This is a genomic window from candidate division WOR-3 bacterium (assembly GCA_016867815.1).
In the GTDB taxonomy this organism is placed as follows: domain Bacteria; phylum Hydrothermota; class Tepidihabitantia; order Tepidihabitantales; family Tepidihabitantaceae; genus UBA2258.
On the sequence record VGIR01000027.1, the window covers coordinates 18077 to 35776 of the forward strand.

Consider the following 17700-nt stretch of genomic DNA (forward strand, 5'->3'; position numbering starts at 1 on the left):
CGTGCAAACCGCGCGGCAGCCCTACTGAATGCCCGAGCTTCCCGAAGTCGAGACGATTCGACGCCTGCTAGGTCCGCAGTTGACGGGGAAACGCATAGCGGCAGTCAGGTTCGGCGCCAAGCGGGTTACGATGCACCCCGGGCCGGCCGGGGTGAGACGCCAACTACTCGGGGCGGCGATCTCGAAAATGGGCCGCCGGGGTAAGTACCTGGTATTCCGTTTGAGCAACGGACGGGACCTCGTCCTGCACCTGGGAATGAGCGGCCAGGTACGCAGATTCGGCAACGTCCCGATGCAGCCGCATGAGCACATGAGGCTGGAGTTTTCAGACGGAGAGACAATCTCCTTCGTCGACGCGCGCAGATTCGGCAGGGTGTGCGTCACGGATGTCGGCGCAGTGCCGAGGGCCATCAGGGGCATGGCGCGCATGGGGCTTGAGCCGGTCGAGAAAGGCTACAGCGCCGCGTACCTGGGTGAGCGTCTGAGCGGTCGCAGGGCCCGAGTGAAGACCCTGCTCCTTGACCAGAGAGTGGCCTGTGGTGTCGGGAACATCTACTCGGACGAGGCCCTGCACCGGGCGCGAATCAGGCCCGACCGCCGGGCAGGCAGCCTGAAATCACCTGAAGTGTCCCGGCTTGCGGCAGCCCTGGGAGACGTGCTTACGGACGGGATCAGATGGTGCGGTACGACCATGAGAGATGGTGGGTACAGACTCGTAGACGGCGGAGCAGGTTCGTTTCAGGATCGTCTGCGGGTGTACGGTCGCGAGGGTGAAAGGTGCCGACGTCGGGGATGCAAGGGCGTGGTCCGGCGGCAGAGACTGGGCGGGAGGAGTGCGCACTTCTGCCCGGTTTGTCAGAGGTAGCCATGGGTCATCCGCCGGTCAGATCCGGGTCGCGCAACTCGGTCTTCGAAGTTCCGTTGCGGGGGAACTAGGTGACCAGCGCACCCCTGGGAATCATCTGCCACGGTGGGGCGGGCATCATCGACGATAAGGCGGGATATGCCGCAGGGCTGATCGAGGCGATCGACGAGGGCTACCGCCTATTGAGGCAGAGTGCGAATGCTCTGGAGGCCGTTGTGGCCGCGGTGAGGATAATGGAGGACAACCCCCTGTTCAACGCCGGGACCGGCTCCGACCTGACTATTGAGGGTCTAATTGAGATGGACGCTTCGCTGATGAGTCAGGATGGCAGGTTTGGGGGTGTCGCCGGTATCTGGGGCGTCAAGAACCCGATCCTGGTGGCTGAGAAAGTGATGACCGATACGGATCACCTGCTGCTATCCGGGTTCGGTGCGACCGAGTTTGCCCGCAAGCTGGGATTTGATGAACACAACGTCATAACGGAACGCGCGCTGGCTCGTCTGCAGCGAGTCACCGACCACGGGTCCAGATACTTCCAGAAACAGAACCAGCAACGGTTTCCTTCCGGGATGCCGCAGGAGTCGGGAGATGGAGCGGAGAACGCGCCCGTGGGCTACGCGGGTACGGTCGGGGCCGTTGCCAGGGACAAGCATGGAAGCCTTGCGGCCGCAACTTCTTCAGGCGGGATTGTCGGCCGGATGCGGGGCAGAATCGGGGACGCCGCGATTATCGGGGCAGGCACATACGTCGGGCTGAACGGGGCGGTCTCATGCACCGGTCACGGCGAGGAGATTATGCGCCGGTTGCTCGCCCGGGACATCGCCGAAAGGATGAAAACCATGCCTGCGTCCACGGCCATGATGCTCGTCATTTCTGAAGCGAAGAGGAAGAAGCTCGCCTTTGGGGCGATCGGCATGGATGCCAAGGGTGGCTTCAGCTACGGTCACACCACGCCGGACATGGCCTATGGGTACAAAGTCAGTGAAAGGGTGTTTCTCTTCACAGAAGAGAAACAGAAACCGCGCTGAGTCGACTGAGGGCGACGCCGTCAGTGGTCGGCGCAGGCCACAACCGAATGGGTAGCGGCGGAATCGTGGCAAGGGTGCCTCGCGGGCGTATGGAGCACCATGCTGCCGGCCTCGGACTGGTAGTGGTCATGCTTCTCACGGCCGTACCGGCCATGGCGCAGTACTCCTACTTTGGCGAGAACAAGGTGCAGACCCGTGACTACCAGTTCCGGACCTACGAAACCGAGCATTTCAGAGTGCTGTTCTACTCAGGTGGAGAGGGCCTGGCTGAGTTCGCCGGAAAGTCGGCAGAGGAGTACTACGCCCAGACAGCGAAGGACCTGGGTGTCGAGATTGAGGGCAAGATACCTCTGATCGTGTATCTGTCCCCCGGGCAGTTCAGCGAAACCAACGTGATACTGGATGTGATCGGCGAGGGCGTCGGGGGGTTCTCCGAGCTGATCAGGAATCGGATCGTGATTCCATTCAACGGGTCGTACAACGATCTCCACCATGTCATCGGCCACGAACTCACCCACATCTTCGAGTTCCAGATGTACTACCGGTCGCGGCTAGCGTCTCTGCTGGGAGCTATCGACGAGTTCAGCATTCCCCTCTGGGTGATAGAGGGCTTCGCTGAGTTCCAGTCCGGCTGGGTGAACGTCAGCTCGGATGCCTTCATGCGCGACCTCGTCGTGAACAACCGGCTGGTGCCGCTTCCGGACCTTCACGATGGGATGGGCTACCTCGTTTACCGGGAAGGCGAGTCGTTCTTCCGCTATGTCGAGGAGAAGTACGGCCGGAGGAAGGTGTACGAGTTCATGCTCGCGCTCCGGAACAAGCGGAGCCTGGATGGGGCTTTCGCATCAGTCTTCGGGGTGACGGTGAAGCGGTTCAGCACGGACTGGGAGAGCTACCTGCGCGTGAAGTACTGGCCCCAGGTGGTGAAGTTGGACAACTTCAACCGTCTGGCAAGGCGCCTGACCAACCATGTGGATGACGGCTCGGTCTACAACACGGCACCGGCTATCTCGCCGAGCGGGACGAAGATCGTGATGATTTCGGACCGGTCGGAGTATGTCGACGTATACGTGATTTCGGCTTTCGACGGCCGGGTACTGAAGCGCCTGGTCAAGGGTGGGAGGTCAGGCGGGTTCGAGTCCATGCACCTCATCCGACCCGGGGTAGCCTGGTCTCCAGATGAGGAGATGATCGCAGTGGCTACGACCAGCGGGGGACGGGACAATCTCGCACTCATCGACTATGCGACCGGCAAGGTCAGACGTCGCATCTACGGCGATCTCGATGCCATGTTCAGTCCCCGGTTCTCGCCCGATGGCAGCAAGATCGTTTTCGTGGGAGTCAAGAACGGGTTCAGTGACGTTTATGCCACACCAGTCAGCGGCGGTGAGCCCACACGGGTGACGTACGACATATACGAGGAGCGCGATCCGGTCTTCTCTCCAGGCGGCGACTCGATAGCCTTCGTGTCCGATCGGCCGGACGAGGGCGAGATTTGGGTACCTGGCCGCTATGCGGTTTGGACCAGGAGCAAGGCCGGCGAAATGGAGAGGCTCACCGACCGCGGAGGCCAGCTCTCACACCCCGAGTTTTCTCACTCCGGTCAGTATCTGCTCTATGCTGCCTCTGATTCGGCCAGCAACGTCTACGCGTACTCGCTGGCGACGAAGCGCATCGTGCGACGGACGAACCTGCTGGGCGACGTCTCGTACCTCACGCTTTCACGCGACGACCGCAAGCTGTCCTTTGCCTACTACTCCAATGTCGGTTGGGATGTCGCAGTCATGCTCGATCCGTTTGAAAACCTGCCGGTGGACTCGGGCAAGCCGTACCAGCCTCCGCTGGACACGTACGCGTTCGAGAAGACCGGCCTCGATTTCAGCCGGGTTAAACCCGTGGGTTTCAACCTCTCCCTCGACTATGCGGCCGGCGCAGCTTCTTATGGAGGTACCTCCGGTGGCTTCGAAGGGGTGGTGGACATAGCGTTCAGCGATATGCTGGGAGACCACCGGTTCGAATTGTACACGGATTTGTATGGCGACATCCTGAACTCCAACCTGCTCTTCCAGTACTGGCACCTGCCTAGGCGAATTGACTACGGTTTCACCTTCTTCCAGCTCCAAGACGTCCGCCGCTACAACCCCTACCACATCTACGAAATCGACATCAACCGGGGACTGCAGGCGATAGGAGCTTATCCGCTCGATCGCTATTTCCGAGTCGAAACCGGACCGACCGCCTACTACAGTGACGTGGAACGCGACACCTGGGTGGACTATCCCACGGTGCCGCAGTCGGGTTGGTACGTTGACAGCCTTTGGCGCGAGCTGGTCCTGTCCGGCGAAGCTGCCGTGGTCTTCGACAACACCTACTGGGACTATAACGGACCTGCCCGCGGCACCAGGGCGCGGCTTGGTGCGGATGCGTCTCTGTTTTCGACCCGGCAGTTCAGTAACGTCTTTCTGGACGTCCGCAACTACCAGAGACTCGGGCGCAGGTTTGTGTTCGCCAGCCGGCTGTTCGGCGTGTCCAGCTACGGCGTGGACGCCGACCGCTACTATGTCGGTGGGATTCGGTTCCTCGAGTATGCGCCCGGGCAGCTCGTGGTTAGAGGATACGAGCCGGCTGAGTTCTACGCGGACAACGGGCCGTCAGCGGCCACGTTCAATCTCGAACTGAGATTCCCGTTTGTCGACCGGGTCAAGCTGGCATTCCCGCTGCCGATCGAGTTCGGCGGCATCAGGGGAGTGGCGTTCCTTGATGGCGGTGTGGTCGTACCAGCGCCCGGGGATACGACCCGGCACTTCAAGCTGTGGGATGGCGGCACGGATCGGTTCGGCGACCTGAAACTGGGAGTCGGATTCGGCGCCAGGGTGACACTATCCTATTTCCTGCTGAAATTCGACTTCGCCAGACCGCTCTCGAAAACCGATGACAGCGGTTGGAAATTCATCCTCGGACTGGGTACCGATTTCTAGGTCGGTGCGGAGTTCGATCACTGCCCTGGCTGCCGTCCTGACACTGTCATGTGCCGGCGTCCTGCGCAATGCTCGGCCTGTGGCGCCGGAGCAGGCAGGCGTGGGTGCGTGGGCAAAGCTTGCGCAGCTCAGATCGTTCCGGTTCTCGCTTAGCTTCCACACGGACGCGCCGCTGCCGATCGAGGTCAGGTTCACCGGCGTGCGCGAGCAGGCGGATCGGGAGGTCTGGTCCGGGTACATGCGCCGTCGAACTGAGCTGTCAAAGGTGGAGTTGAGGGCCGAAGGCCCGTACCAGTTCGAGAGGGAGCGGTCCGGCTGGCGTCGGACCAAGCGCGGGACTGAAACCAGGGTGCTGGAGCAGGGCGAGGGGACTTTCCGCGGCAGGCCACTCGAGTTCGTGGGTACAGAGCGCGGCCGCTACAGGTTCGTGTTCAGGCCGGACCTCCCGATCCTCGACCCTACTCAATCCAAGAAGCTGGTCGGGGTCATGGAGGTGGATCCCAATTCCGGGCTGCCGGTTCGCCTCTATTGCAGCGATTCAGCCGGGACGGCGGAATGGGAACTGCGGCTGGGGCGGTTCAATCGTGCCGGGTCGGTCGACGTCCCCTACGAACCGGCGATGACGCTCGATGCTACTCCAACCAAGAGACTGAACCGGAGTGCGTTCGGGCTGGCGACGGCAGTAGTCAATCAGAGGTTGACGCGGTTGGGCTGGGACGGGCGGCTGCGCCGGACCGCGCGTGGACTGACACTGCTGCTCGGGCAGACCAAGTCGCGGCGCCAGGTCGATCTGCTCTTCAGCCGGGGCCGCGTCGAGGTATGGCAAGGTCGTTGGGTGAGTGCCGGCGAAAGCACCGGCGCGGGGGTCGAGGTCGGCGGGGATGCTTCTCGCCGGGTTCTGCTGGAACTTCTGTTGGCGGAGAACGAGCGAATCGCGGCCGAGGTTCGCGCGGCCACTCCGCTCTCAGCCGCCCTCGCTACCTCAGTCGAGATCTCCGCTGACGGAGGACTGGCCGTTCTTGTGGTGGACGGCGCCGCCATGTCGTCAGCCAGCCCAGGGCCGGGCGGCGAACTGCTGTTTCAGGATATGGGCAACGAAGATGACGTGAGAGTCATCGCGGCTCTGGCCAACGGTGGCGTCACCCCGTCTGAATTCCGGGTTACGGTCCGGCCATGACGGGCAAGGGCTGCCAGGCTGCTTGACTTGAACCTCTACCATTCTAGACTCGTCTTCACGAAGACAAGACTGCTGCTTCTCCTCTTCTGCACACTCCCGGCCGCGCTGCCGGCCTCCCTGAACGTCCAGGTCTCGGACGAGAACGGAGTGTCGTTTCGATACGTGCCGGGACAAGTCAGGCTGACTGACTCCCCAGGCGGTCGCCAAGTCGTCGACTTCGATGACGCCGACCATCTCGCACAGCCCGGCGAGCCCGACTTACCGGGAAAGACGGTGCGCGTCGGGATTCCGCAGACCGGTGGTGTGCGGCTCAACTTCAGAACCGGACCGGAGCGCAGTCTGCAGTCGGTGCGACTGGCAACCGTGCCGCACATGTCCTGGAACGGCGACTCGTCGTGGTACGACGAGCTGCCGGACGAAGCCGTGGCTCTCTCGCGGCAGCCGGCCGAAGTCGGGCAAACAGAGGTCCTGCGCAGGAACAGGTTCGTGACGGTTCTGCTCAGCCCTTGCCGGTGCGACCCGGGGACGAACGGCTTGAGCTACTATGAGTGGATCGACGTGTCGATTGCCTTCGAGCACAGGCCATGGCGGAACAACGAGCCCGATCCGCTCGACGGTGCCGTGGCCGAGATGATGCTGAACGGCACCGAGGCGCTGGACTGGAAACTAGACTGGACCGGGCCCGCGTCATCTCAATCGGTCTCCGCGGCTGCCGTCGGTCAGTTCCAGCGATCGTCGCACTGGCTCAAGATCAGTGTCGATTCCACCGGGATCTACGGTGTCTCCGGGCACGATCTGGCCGCGGCCGGCCTGAGCCTTTCCGGGCTGGATCCGGCGACGCTTGCCATGTTCACCATCGGTGAGCACGAGCCAAACAAGTCATATCCCGATAGCATGCAGCGGGTGCCGATACTCGTTCAGGGCGATCATGACGGCCGGCTCGACCCTGACGACCGCGTAGTGTTCTACGGCCTTGGGCCCAGCCACTGGGTCGGGAGGTGTTCGGCCTACGTCAAGAATCACTTCTCGCGACATAACGTCTACTGGCTGACCTGGGGAGGAACGCCAGGGGGGAGGATTCCTCTGGAACCGGGACCGGACACGGCCGGCACGCCGGTCGTATACATCGGGTCGGAAAGGCTGCACCAGGAGAAGGACCTGGACTGTCCGGCTCGCTCCGGACTGCTCTGGATCTGGTCGCAGATCTTCAAGGCGGCGGACCGCGACGTGGCGAAACTCGACCTGCCCCTGGATATCACCTCACCGGTACAGGTGCGGCGAATCGCCGGCAGCCTGCTGGCCGATGCGGGCGGGAATCGCGTTTCGGTGCTGTTCAACCACCGTCAGGTCGTTTCGTATGACGTTGCACAGTCCCTGCCAGCCAACCCGTTCAACTTCGCCGTCGATACGACGCTGCCGGCAAACTCCGGCCGCAACGTGCTGTCTCTTGAGCTGACCGGGCAAGGTCAGAAGCGGATCTATCTTGACTACCTGGAGGTGGACTACTTGCGGCGGCTCTCTCTGCGTGAGGGTCAGCTGCACTTCCTGTATGACGATACCGGCAGTTTCCGGTTCTGCCTCAGGGATGTGCGTGAGCGGCCCCTGATGTTGGAGGTGACTGACCCTTACGCTCCGAGGATGTGCGACAGCGCCGACTGGTCCGGGGACAGCGCACGGTTCTGCGTACGTCTTGCCCGGCCGGCCGAGTTCGCGGCGGCGGGAGCGGGCGGATTGCTCAAGCCTGCGCGCATGGAACTGCGCCGGCCAGGCCGCCTGAGCGATATCGAGCGGCAGGCTGACTACTGGGTGGTGACGCCCAAGGAGTTCTTGAGTCCGGCCCAGCAACTGGCGCGCTATCGAACCGGGCGGGTCGCCGGTATCACTCACGCCGTCGCCCAGGTGGCGACGCTCGACGACATCTACGATGACTACGCGTTCGGCATGGAGGAACCGGGGGCACTGAAACGCTTCTTCACCGACAAACACCCGGCCTACGGGCTCCTGGCCGGCGACGCAACCTGCGACTACAAAGCGGCGCTGGGCGAACGCCCTCCCGGAGTCCCCGCCTATGAGTACGGGCTGGGGCTGAACCCCGATGCCTACGACCGGAGCGCGCTGGCATTCGACGCCTGGTACGCTGATTTTGACGGTGAGGGCAACAGCCCGGACATGGTGCTGGGCAGAGTCACGTGCCGCAGCGCGGCCGAACTCCGTCGATTCGTGGACAAGGTTATCGAGTACGAGGCGCAGCCGGCCGGGTTGTGGAACAAGCGGTACCTGCTGCTCGCTGACGACGAATTCCTCGGGGAAGCCAATCCGAATGACCCCAAGAGGTGGGATCCCATCTCTTTCGGCCACATCATGTACTGCGAGGCGATGGGTCTGATTCCCGAAAGCCAGCTGGACCTGGTCAAAGTCTACCTTACGGAATGGCCCTACGCAGGCATCAAGAACAAGCCGGGCGCGCACGCCGAGCTGGTACGGCAGATGAACCTCGGCGGGGTCGTTCTGGTTTTCTTCGGACACGGTGCCGGGTTCGATTTGACCCACGAGAGCGTGCTCAACATATCACATGTTGCGCAGGTCCAGAACGGTCACCATAGTCCGTTCTGCTACTTCGGCAGTTGTTCGGTTGGACGCTTTGAGGATACCCAGTCCGAGTGTATCGCCGAAGAGCTGGTGCGGCAGCCGAGTGGTGCGATCGCTTCGGTCGGTGCGACCAAGGCTACAGTAGCCGGGTCAAACCTCGTCTTCGCCCGGAGTCTGCTAACCCCGTTGTTCACCCAGCCCGATTCGACCATCGGCCACAGCTTCTTCCAGGCGTGGCCATATGACAGGATATACCACCTGTTCGGTGATCCCGCAACCGTGCTGCGCCTGCCTCACGCTTCGAACCAGGAGTTGGCGGTCGTGCCTGATACACTCAGCCCCGGGACGCGATTTCGCGTCGACGGCCGGGCTGACTCCACCGAAGCCGAGTTCGCCTGGTTGCTGCGCGGTCCCAGGAGGATCCGCACCTACCGCTCATTCCGGGGAACAACAAGCTACGAGTTGCCGGGTTCGGACCTGGCGCGCGGAACCGGCGACGTGGCCCAAGGGGAGTTCGCGTTTCAGGGCATATTCCCACTTGGCGTGCCTCTGGATACGGTCTTCGTGCCGAATGGCAACTATGCGCCGGTCGAGCGATCCTGCCGGGCGAGCATCTCGGCCTGGGGCGGTTCAGGGGACATGTCGTTCCTGAATGACACGATATGGTACTCAGGCGATCCGGCCACCCGGGATGATACGACACCACCTGTGGTTGGCTTCTACCGGCACGGCCACCCGCTGGAGAGCGGGACGCCGGTGCCGGTTGACTTTGAGCTGGAAGGCGTGGCTAGCGACAGCTCGGGCATAATGATCGCACCGGTCGCGGGAGACGCGCCGGTCTTCTACGTCAATGACCCGGCCTACGCGACCGATCTGACCGACCTGCTGGTCTTCGACGACCGGTCGTCGTCAACAGCCCGTTTTCGCCTCGCCCTGAAGCTGACCGGCCCGGTGGATTCGCTCTTCGTCGCGGTTTCCGACAATCTGCTCAATCGGGCCGTGGTCGGCATCGCGGTCAAGCCGCTCTTGTCGGACGTGCTCAGGGTTGAGTCGGTGCTCCCGTACCCGAACCCCGTGCGAACCGGCTGCAAGTTCACCTTCGTGCTCAGCAGGCAGGCAGACGTGCGCCTGCGGGTCTACTCGCTGGCAGGCCGCCTGGTGCGTGACCTTGGCTTCCGGCCGGCAGGCTTCGGGTACAATGGCATCGAATGGGATGGCCGCGACGGCAGCGGCAACGTGCCGGCGAACGGAGTGTACCTTTACGCGCTCACCGCCCAGGTAGACGAAGGGCCGGGCCGCCGGCAGCAGGTTACCGTGCGGGACAAACTGCTGCTGCTCAGGTAGGGTGTGATGACTGCGGTCTCGCCCACGGAGTCCTTTAGCTTGACCTTGACACCTCCCAACCTATAATTGTTTGTGACTACCAAGGAGAAGTTCGTATGAGGAAGAAAGCCTGCTGGCTTGTGTTTGCAGCCCTGCTCGGGGTCGCAACCGCTAGCCAAAACCCGGGTGCCGTGTTCCTGATGATCTGGCCTGCGGCCCGACCGACCGGACTCGGCGGGGCCTTCACGGCGCTGGCTGATGACGCGAGCAGCGTCTACTACAACCAGGGGGCCATGGCGTTCCTGCAAGGAACTCACGCCACGCTGATGCACAGCAACTGGCTGCCGGGGTTGTACCCGGGCATGTACTACGAGTATGCCGGTATCACGCACCAACTGCCGGGCTATGGCAGCGTCGGCGGAAACATCATCTATCTGACGACCGGCGAGACCGACGTCGTCAATGATCGGGGAGATTTCCTCGGCCGCTACACCACGTTCGATGTTGCCGTGGCCGGCGGGTACGGCTATGCGGTTATGCCCAATCTCGGCGTCGGGGTCGGGGCCAAGTTCATCTACTCATTCCTGGTGCCGGACTGGGTCTGGGCGGCGATGCCGGAACTCGGCATCGAGGCGGGCGGCACCGGTATCACCTGGGCCCTGGACGCGGGCGCTCTGTACAAGCCGTTCGACTTCCTGAACGTCGGACTCGCGTTGTCGAACATAGGACCGAACATCTCATACACCTCTTCCGGCGAATCCGATCCTCTGCCGCGCATGCTGCGTCTCGGCGCATCTTACTTCCCGGTCAAGAACGACGTCGTGTCCGTGGCCGTAGTCCCCGAGATCTCGAAAATCCTGGTCGGGATGTTCTACGACACGACCGGCACCAAGACATTCAACCGCAAGCTGCAGGAAGAGATGCGTGATGCCTGGAAATCAATCGGGGTCGAGGCCAAGTTCGTCAACCTGCTCTATGCCAGGCTCGGCTACTTTGAGGATCTGACCGGTCAGCGTGGCGGCATCGTGCTGGAAAAAGAGGACAGCCAGACATACCACTACGGGATCGGTGACGTGCTGATCCGCAGGAACCTCGGGAGCTTCAAGTCCATCGGCCTCTGCTTTGGAATCGGTGTCGAGTACGCGAAGTTCAAGTTTGACCTGAGCGTGGACCAGTTGATCTACGACTTCCCGACCTCGAACTACAAGTTCTCCTTCTCCTACCAGTTCTAGAGCAAGTTGACTGCAGTCCCGGCGCATTCGACAGGACGAGTCTATGCCTAATCTGACCGTCGTCGGCGCGCAGTGGGGGGACGAGGGCAAGGGCAAGGCGGTTGACTTTCTTGCCCGCAGCGCGGGGGTGGTCGCCCGGTTCCAGGGTGGTCCGAATGCCGGGCACACGGTCTGCGTAGAGCGAAGCACATTCACGTTCCACCAGATACCGTCGGCCATTCTCAGTCCGAAAGCTACCTGTGTCATCGGCTGCGGATGCGTCATCGATCCATACGTGTTCGAGCACGAACTGGCCGCGTTGCGCCGGAAGAAAGTGCCTCTCGGCCAGCGGCTTGTGGTCGACTGCCGGGCGCAGATGATCCTACCCTATCACAAGCAACTCGACCGCCTGCGGGACGAGCAGTCGTCCAGGCAGCGTATCGGCACTACCGGCCGCGGCATCGGTCCGGCCTACGCGGATAAGGTGAACCGGACCGGCATCCGTGCCGGTGATTTGCTCTCGGAAGAGGTCTTCAACGACAAGCTGAAGCACAACCTGGCCGCTGCCAACTTCATGTTGATGGACAGATACAAAGCTGAGCCGATCCCGTTCAAGTCCGCCGCTCACGCATACTGGCAGGCGACCCGGCGGATAGCGAAGATGGTCGGCGACGGCAGCCGGGTCCTCGGGCAAGCGCTCCAGCGCGGAGGACGGGTGCTGTTTGAGGGGGCGCAGGGGATGCACCTCGACATCGACCTCGGCACGTATCCCTATGTCACTTCCTCTTCTACCTGGGCAGGAGGCGTGTCGCCGGGAACCGGCATCAGCCCGGTCTGGCTCGAAGAAGTGGTCGGTATCGCGAAGGCGTACACCACCCGCGTCGGGCTTGGACCTTTCCCCACCGAGATGAGCGAGACCGAGGCCGATCGGTTGCGCGCGCTCGGCAACGAGTATGGGGCGACTACGGGCCGTCCGCGACGATGCGGATGGTTCGACGCGCCGGTGGTGCGGGCCTCGGTGCGGCACAACAAGCTGACCGCCCTCATCATCACCAAGCTTGATGTCCTGGATTCGTGGGAGGAGATCAAGCTCTGTCACAGCTACCGGTTTGACGGCCGCGAGTTCCCGGAGTTCGATCCCTTCCACGCGGCGGAGTTGTCACCGCAGTACGAGACGATGCCGGGCTGGCGCGAGAAGACCTCGGGCTGCCGTTCGTTCGGTGAACTGCCGGTGCGGGCCCGACGCTACCTGGCGCGGCTCGAAGAGTTGTGCGCCTGCCCGATTGCGCTTGTCTCGGTCGGCAGCGAGCGCAGCCAGACGATCCCATTCAAGTCAAACAAGCTGCGATGGCTCAGGCAGTAGCAAACGCCGAGCGCCAATCTCCGAGCGCCGAAGTCTGGAAGCAGACATTCGGCGGTCGGCGTTCGCACAACGGAGTTTGCTGATGCCTGAGATTCGGTTGATGCGCCGGGTGCTGGCGAGCAATGACGCGCTCGCCGCAGCCCAGCTCAAGGTGCTTGACCGGCACGGCGTGCTCGGAATCAACATCATGTCCGGGCCCGGCGCGGGCAAGACCAGCCTGGTTGAGAGAACCGCTGAGGCGCTTGGTCGGAAGTACCGGATCCAGGTCATCGAAGGCGACATCCAGGGCGACCTCGACGCGCGGCGGGTCACAGCCAAAGGCGTAAGCTGTGTGCAGATAAACACGCAGGGCGCGTGTCATCTTGACGGCCTGATGCTCGGCCCGGCAATGGGGGAGATTGACTTCGGCAAGCTCGACCTGCTAATCATCGAGAACGTGGGCAACCTCGTCTGCCCGGCCGAGTTCGCCCTGCCGGCTCACTACAACGTCACGGTCATCTCCACGCCCGAAGGCAGTGACAAACCGGTCAAGTATCCCTTGATGTTCTCCAAGTCCGATGTCCTCGTCATCAACAAGATGGACCTGCTGCCCCACGTGGACTTCGACCTGCCCGCGCTTAAGAAGGTCGTGCGCAAGCTCAAGCCCGGCATCACCTTCATCGAGACGTCGGCCAGGACCGGCGCCGGCGTGGACAAGTGGGTCGCCTGGCTCGAACAGAAGCTCCGCGCCCGCCGCAAGAGCCGGTAGGCCCGGCTCGCGCTTTCCTTCATCCCAGTTTGAGTCTCAGGGACGAGCCGAATCGGCGGGGCCTGCTACATTCGCGTGAAGGGCGCGGTTCATTCAAATGAACCGAATGGTCTGGACTCGGGGATAGGGGAGAGGAACGGTGAGGCTGAGAGGATATGGACGCATACTGGCCGGAAGCGTTCAGGCGGTTTGAGCTTGTGCTTGCGCTTGGGCTAGCGGGCTACGCCCGCGCCAATCTGCAATCTGCAGTCTGCAATCTGAAATGCCTCGTGGGAGCTTCCCAAAATGGGGTCCATGGCCGCATCTTGACGCGCTTCTGGCTAGGAATTGGGGAAAGTGGGGGCTGTTGAGAAACCACCCTTAGATTGGTGACGATGCTGGCATCGGCTGGTCTGACCTAGGACTCGGCCTGAAGAGCCGGATGAAGAGCATGAGAAGAAGTGCCGCCAGGCACTTCAAGTTCATCACCGCAGCCGTGAGATAGGCCTGGATCGCCACATTCCATCGCCCGCGCCGGACCGCACGCCGCAATCCGTGTAGGGTTTTCGCCTCGCCGTGCTTACCTTCTACCCGCCATTGGTGCCTTTGATACAGTTCTCTAGTATCGGCATCCCAGCCGCGTGCTTTGCGCCGCCGGGCACGGAGCAGCGCTTCATACCCGAGCACGATCCTGATCGTCCGATGGCAACTGCTCGGCGGTAGACAACGCTCCCGTAGCGGGCAATTGCGACAGTCGCATGATCGTGACTGGTAGACTCTACTGCTATCATCCTTCTCTTTGCCCGGATGTAGCGTCTTTCCACCCGGGCAGTGTACCAACTCATATCGAGCATCGTACTTGAAGCGCCGAGCCGGTAGCTTCCTGGCTATACCGGGCTCGCGCTGCGGCGGTATCACCGCTTCGATCTTGTTCTTCTCCAACTCGGCGTAGTTGCGTGGATGGGCATAGCCGGCATCGGCCGTAACCGTCTTTACCTCGCGCTCGGTGTTACCTTCTACCCGCGCCACCTGTTCCAGCAGTTGTTTCCCCTCGCTATCTTCCCCGGTCGTGACCGCGACATCGACGATTACTCCCGTCCGGTCATCCACCGCCGTATTCTGCTTGAAACACGGCTCCATGCGCCGCTCGTGACTGGAAGTCGCTATCGTCGCCTCGGGATCAGTCAGACTGTGCTTCTCTATCTGCCCCTTGTGACTACGAGGAGGTCCCTGCCGGGACGGAGCCACTGCCCGCTGCTCATTACCGTTCTCCCCTGAGTTCTCTAAGAGTACCTGCTCGGCATGGTCTTCGACCACGCTCTCCCAACTCACATCCGCCCGGATCAGCGTCGCATCAATGTGCACCGTCTCACCGTCCACCAATCCGGCCGTGCAGCAAGCCGTTACCGTCCGCTGAAAGATATGCTTGAATCGCTCCTCACCCCACCGCTGCCTTATCCGCGTCAGACTGCTGTGGTCTGGCAACTCCTCATGCAACCGGTAGCCGGCAAACCACCGCATCGCCAGGTTTACCTGCGCCTCACGCATCAGCTTACGGTCATGGACGATGCCGGCAAAGAATCCGGCCAACATCAACCGCAAGGCCGCCTCGGGGTCGATACTGGGACGGCCATTGTCGGAGCAATAGCAGTCCGCCACCTCGTCCCGCAGCCAGGACAAGTCCAACACGCGGTCAAACCGCTTCAGGATATGGTCATCGGGCACCAGATCCCGGAGCGGACAGGCGACGAAGATGTCCTCGCGCCAGCGATCCTGATTACCTACCATTGTCAGGGGTGTCCTTTCGGTTGGGCGCCACTGCCTATTCGGACGCACCAGCCGCCAGAAAGATGTCAAGCCTTTTTCAACAGCCCCAAGTGTCTCTCTTTTCCCCTGCTTGGGTCTACACTCACATCGCCGCTGCCGCGGCGCCCGGACTAGTCTGCTCGGCGCTTGACGTATAGCCGACCACCCGCGTAGTCGTAGATGGTGTTGAACCGCGCAAGCAGGCTCCCGCCGATGACCGCTTCCGCACCCGGCTGCTTGCTTCGCACCCGGTCCGGAGCAAACCCGATTGCGATGTCCTTCAGTTGATGGGTGTCGAGCCGGACCAACGCGGCCCGTCCTTTGTGCCCGTACACGTCGCCGGAAAGTCCCCTTCCCAGGTAGACCGGCTCAGCGTCCTCCGGTACCTGGAACTTTGAGCTGTCCGAAACCAGCAGAATGAACTCGGCATTGTCGGCGAGGTCAATGTAGCTATCCAGTTCCTGCGGCTCCTCGCCGCTCAAGCTCACGCGCGTCTTCACCCAGGGCGTGTTGACCCGGTGCACAACCATCGGCAGCATAGTCCAGGTTGAATCAGGCCTGAATTCCGACTCGTGCAGTTTGATTACCTTTCGATCGTAGTCGATCTCTACGACCCAGTGGCCGAGGAGTGACGTGCCGATAACTCCGTCCCCGCCGAATCCGTCCATCAGGCCGTCGGTGAGCCAGATCACGCGTTGATTCCTGAACTCAACTGTGCCGGCTTTGAAAGTGCCCGAGTCGCTCATCCGGCCGCGTGCCGGATCGCCGTCACCGGCCCCGGGAATCCGCACCTCGAAGACCGGCCCGGGAAAAGTGCTATCAGGGATCGGCTCGTACAAGAGCACGCCGTCGTACATGCCGGTGTCGAGTACCAGGCGGAGGAGGCGCGACTGGCCGATCTTCACCGGCACCATCACGGTGCCGCCCCGCATTTCGAACGGGATTTCTCCGGTCGCGGCTTCGGCTCGGGCTGTGATCGGGCGCGAGGCGCACGCGACCGTGATGCAGACAAGTGTTGGTGCTACCAGCGCGAGTGCGGACGGGTGCGGCTTCTTCACTAGACCTCCATTGTCAGGTCAGGGCTGTCGAACACTCCATGGCTGTTCACCTACTACCATATGCTCGGCGATTGGAGGGTACGAGCGGGAGAGGCTGCAGGAATCCGGGTCGGCGCAGGGATTGGGACTAAGCAATGGGGTGGACGATGCCACGTCAGGAGCTGCAAGGCAGAAGTCAGAAGTGCCGGGGAAGGGATCAGCGGTCGAGCGGCCGGAAGCGGTCACCCGGAGCGAGGCACCTCCTTCCAGCCCAGCGCCACGCCGTAGTATTCACAGCGGGGCTCTTCCTTGGGGTCGCGGCGATGACCGGGTTCGAAGAATCGGTGGCCCACAAAGAACCAGCGGCAGCTCGTGCCCTCGCACGCGAGGCTCTTGGTATGCAGACAAGGCGGTGTCGGTCCGCCGCAGTACTGGCCGGGCAGCGAGAATACGATGTCGCATCCGACCTGCTCTCTGCTCGGCTGCCCGTTCACGGCACGATTGTAGATGTCCCGCAAACGGCTGTCAACTGTGACCGGGGGTCAGGCAATCAAGTGCTCGAGCGGCTGGAAGCGGTCGGCCGGCTTGGGCTTGAGCTGCGAAGTCCTGAGAGGCCTGTCAGTAGACGCCAGCTGTCAGACGTTGTCCGTGGGCCGCCAGTGACGGAAGGGGAGACGCGTCCGTGTGTCGGTGAATGCGCTCCCAGGATGCTCGGATTCACTTCAGCCCGAAACTTGCGACCATGGCGCGGATGCGGAAACCGGCTCCGAAGACCTGAACCAGGCCCACGTTTCTCTGATTCGCGACCAGGTACCCGCCCTCGAAGCCAAGGCCAAGACCCAAGTATTCCACCTCCGCGTTGACCATGAAACGCATGCACGGCTGTCTCGCGTCCGTCGCGAAGGGGAACCAAGTCCCTCGACGTAGATGTCCGGCACCATCGAGTAACAGAGCAGCGTGCGCTTTGGATTACGGTACAGATCATAGCCGAAGTACAAGGGCAGGAAAGTCGTCAGCCCGACCGGCTGCGTGCCGGCGCTCATGAATGCCCCGGCCTCCATCGGTGCAAGGCCGAACCGGAATCGGGACAGCGAACAAGATAGTTTCAATGCGCGTATGGCGAACATCCGTGGCGTGGTGAAGTTTGGTGACGAAGGGTCATACAGCACATTCAGGCTCACGACTTCCATGTGGATGAAGCGGCTCGGAATCGCCGGAGTCTGCGCATCGGCTGCCGAAGCCACGACGGCCGCCAACAGACCGGCAAGAACGACAATCCTCATTGCCGACATGTTATGCCTCGCGGGCGGCGGTGTCAAATCGGCGCGGGTTGGACGGCTGACGGTCTACAGCTCACGGCTGATAGCTTGCGGCTGTGACGAAGTCACGCTCTCTTGACGCGCTTCGGATTGAGTTAGGTAAGGGTGTCCGCAAGTCCCCCGCATCTCCTACGACCCGCATAGCCTCGGGTTGATGTTCATCAGGCGGAACCTCTTGGCAAGCGACGCAGGGGCGCTCCCGCGCCCCTGCCGCTCCACGCGACGTGACACCCTTCCTTACTGCTGACTTGGTCAAGTGGCACGGATGTCGCAGGGG

At 62.2% G+C, this 17700-nt stretch carries 12 protein-coding genes; 8 read left to right on the forward strand and 4 right to left on the reverse strand.

Features of this window, described 5'->3' with window-relative positions:
* Positions 1-28 precede the first annotated feature (28 nt).
* From mutM to hypB, 8 genes are all read left to right on the forward strand, one after another.
* Positions 29-865 carry a bifunctional DNA-formamidopyrimidine glycosylase/DNA-(apurinic or apyrimidinic site) lyase gene (mutM, locus tag FJY68_05950; GenBank protein MBM3331382.1) on the forward strand — a complete coding sequence of 279 codons (837 nt, stop codon included), beginning with the start codon at positions 29-31 and terminating at the stop codon, positions 863-865.
* A 71-nt stretch (positions 866-936) separates the two neighbouring features.
* A complete protein-coding gene (locus FJY68_05955) occupies positions 937-1893 on the forward strand; it encodes an isoaspartyl peptidase/L-asparaginase (GenBank protein MBM3331383.1) in 957 nt (318 codons plus the stop codon).
* A 47-nt stretch (positions 1894-1940) separates the two neighbouring features.
* Entirely contained in the window at positions 1941-4871 is a 2931-nt protein-coding gene (locus tag FJY68_05960) for a hypothetical protein (protein ID MBM3331384.1), read from the forward strand.
* Between the two features lie 4 nt (positions 4872-4875).
* Positions 4876-6048, forward strand: coding sequence for a hypothetical protein (locus FJY68_05965; protein MBM3331385.1), 1173 nt, complete (start codon positions 4876-4878; stop codon positions 6046-6048).
* 27 nt (positions 6049-6075) lie between these two features.
* The gene (locus FJY68_05970) at positions 6076-9981 is read left to right on the forward strand and encodes a hypothetical protein (GenBank protein ID MBM3331386.1); all 3906 of its coding nucleotides are present in this window, start codon (positions 6076-6078) and stop codon (positions 9979-9981) included.
* Positions 9982-10076: 95 nt separating this feature from the next.
* A complete protein-coding gene (locus FJY68_05975; protein ID MBM3331387.1) occupies positions 10077-11192 on the forward strand; it encodes a PorV/PorQ family protein in 1116 nt (371 codons plus the stop codon).
* A gap of 43 nt (positions 11193-11235) precedes the next feature.
* Positions 11236-12534, forward strand: a complete 1299-nt coding sequence (locus tag FJY68_05980; GenBank protein MBM3331388.1) for an adenylosuccinate synthase — start codon at positions 11236-11238, stop codon at positions 12532-12534.
* Between the two features lie 82 nt (positions 12535-12616).
* The gene (gene hypB / locus FJY68_05985) at positions 12617-13282 is read left to right on the forward strand and encodes a hydrogenase nickel incorporation protein HypB (protein MBM3331389.1); all 666 of its coding nucleotides are present in this window, start codon (positions 12617-12619) and stop codon (positions 13280-13282) included.
* 360 nt (positions 13283-13642) lie between these two features.
* On the opposite strand, the gene FJY68_05990 is transcribed toward hypB, so the two are convergent.
* The 4 genes from FJY68_05990 to FJY68_06005 all read right to left on the reverse strand — a co-directional run bounded on the left by FJY68_05990 (position 13643) and on the right by FJY68_06005 (position 17387).
* Positions 13643-15049 (reverse strand): IS1182 family transposase, encoded by a 1407-nt coding sequence (locus FJY68_05990; GenBank protein MBM3331390.1) that lies wholly within the window; start codon positions 15047-15049, stop codon positions 13643-13645.
* Between the two features lie 149 nt (positions 15050-15198).
* Positions 15199-16125, reverse strand: a complete 927-nt coding sequence (locus tag FJY68_05995) for a hypothetical protein (GenBank protein ID MBM3331391.1) — start codon at positions 16123-16125, stop codon at positions 15199-15201.
* 221 nt (positions 16126-16346) lie between these two features.
* Positions 16347-16598 carry a hypothetical protein gene (locus FJY68_06000; protein MBM3331392.1) on the reverse strand — a complete coding sequence of 84 codons (252 nt, stop codon included), beginning with the start codon at positions 16596-16598 and terminating at the stop codon, positions 16347-16349.
* Between the two features lie 228 nt (positions 16599-16826).
* Entirely contained in the window at positions 16827-17387 is a 561-nt protein-coding gene (locus tag FJY68_06005) for a hypothetical protein (GenBank protein ID MBM3331393.1), read from the reverse strand.
* Between the last annotated feature and the right edge of the window lie 313 nt (positions 17388-17700).

Coding starts and splice junctions, on each gene's coding strand:
- mutM (MBM3331382.1), top strand. CDS start 29: ATGCCCGAGCTTCCCGAAGTCGAGACGATTCGACGCCTGCTAGGTCCG.
- FJY68_05960 (MBM3331384.1), top strand. CDS start 1,941: ATGGGTAGCGGCGGAATCGTGGCAAGGGTGCCTCGCGGGCGTATGGAG.
- FJY68_05980 (MBM3331388.1), top strand. CDS start 11,236: ATGCCTAATCTGACCGTCGTCGGCGCGCAGTGGGGGGACGAGGGCAAG.
- FJY68_06005 (MBM3331393.1), bottom strand. CDS start 17,387: ATGAGGATTGTCGTTCTTGCCGGTCTGTTGGCGGCCGTCGTGGCTTCG.
- FJY68_05975 (MBM3331387.1), top strand. CDS start 10,077: ATGAGGAAGAAAGCCTGCTGGCTTGTGTTTGCAGCCCTGCTCGGGGTC.
- FJY68_05990 (MBM3331390.1), bottom strand. CDS start 15,049: ATGGTAGGTAATCAGGATCGCTGGCGCGAGGACATCTTCGTCGCCTGT.
- hypB (MBM3331389.1), top strand. CDS start 12,617: ATGCCTGAGATTCGGTTGATGCGCCGGGTGCTGGCGAGCAATGACGCG.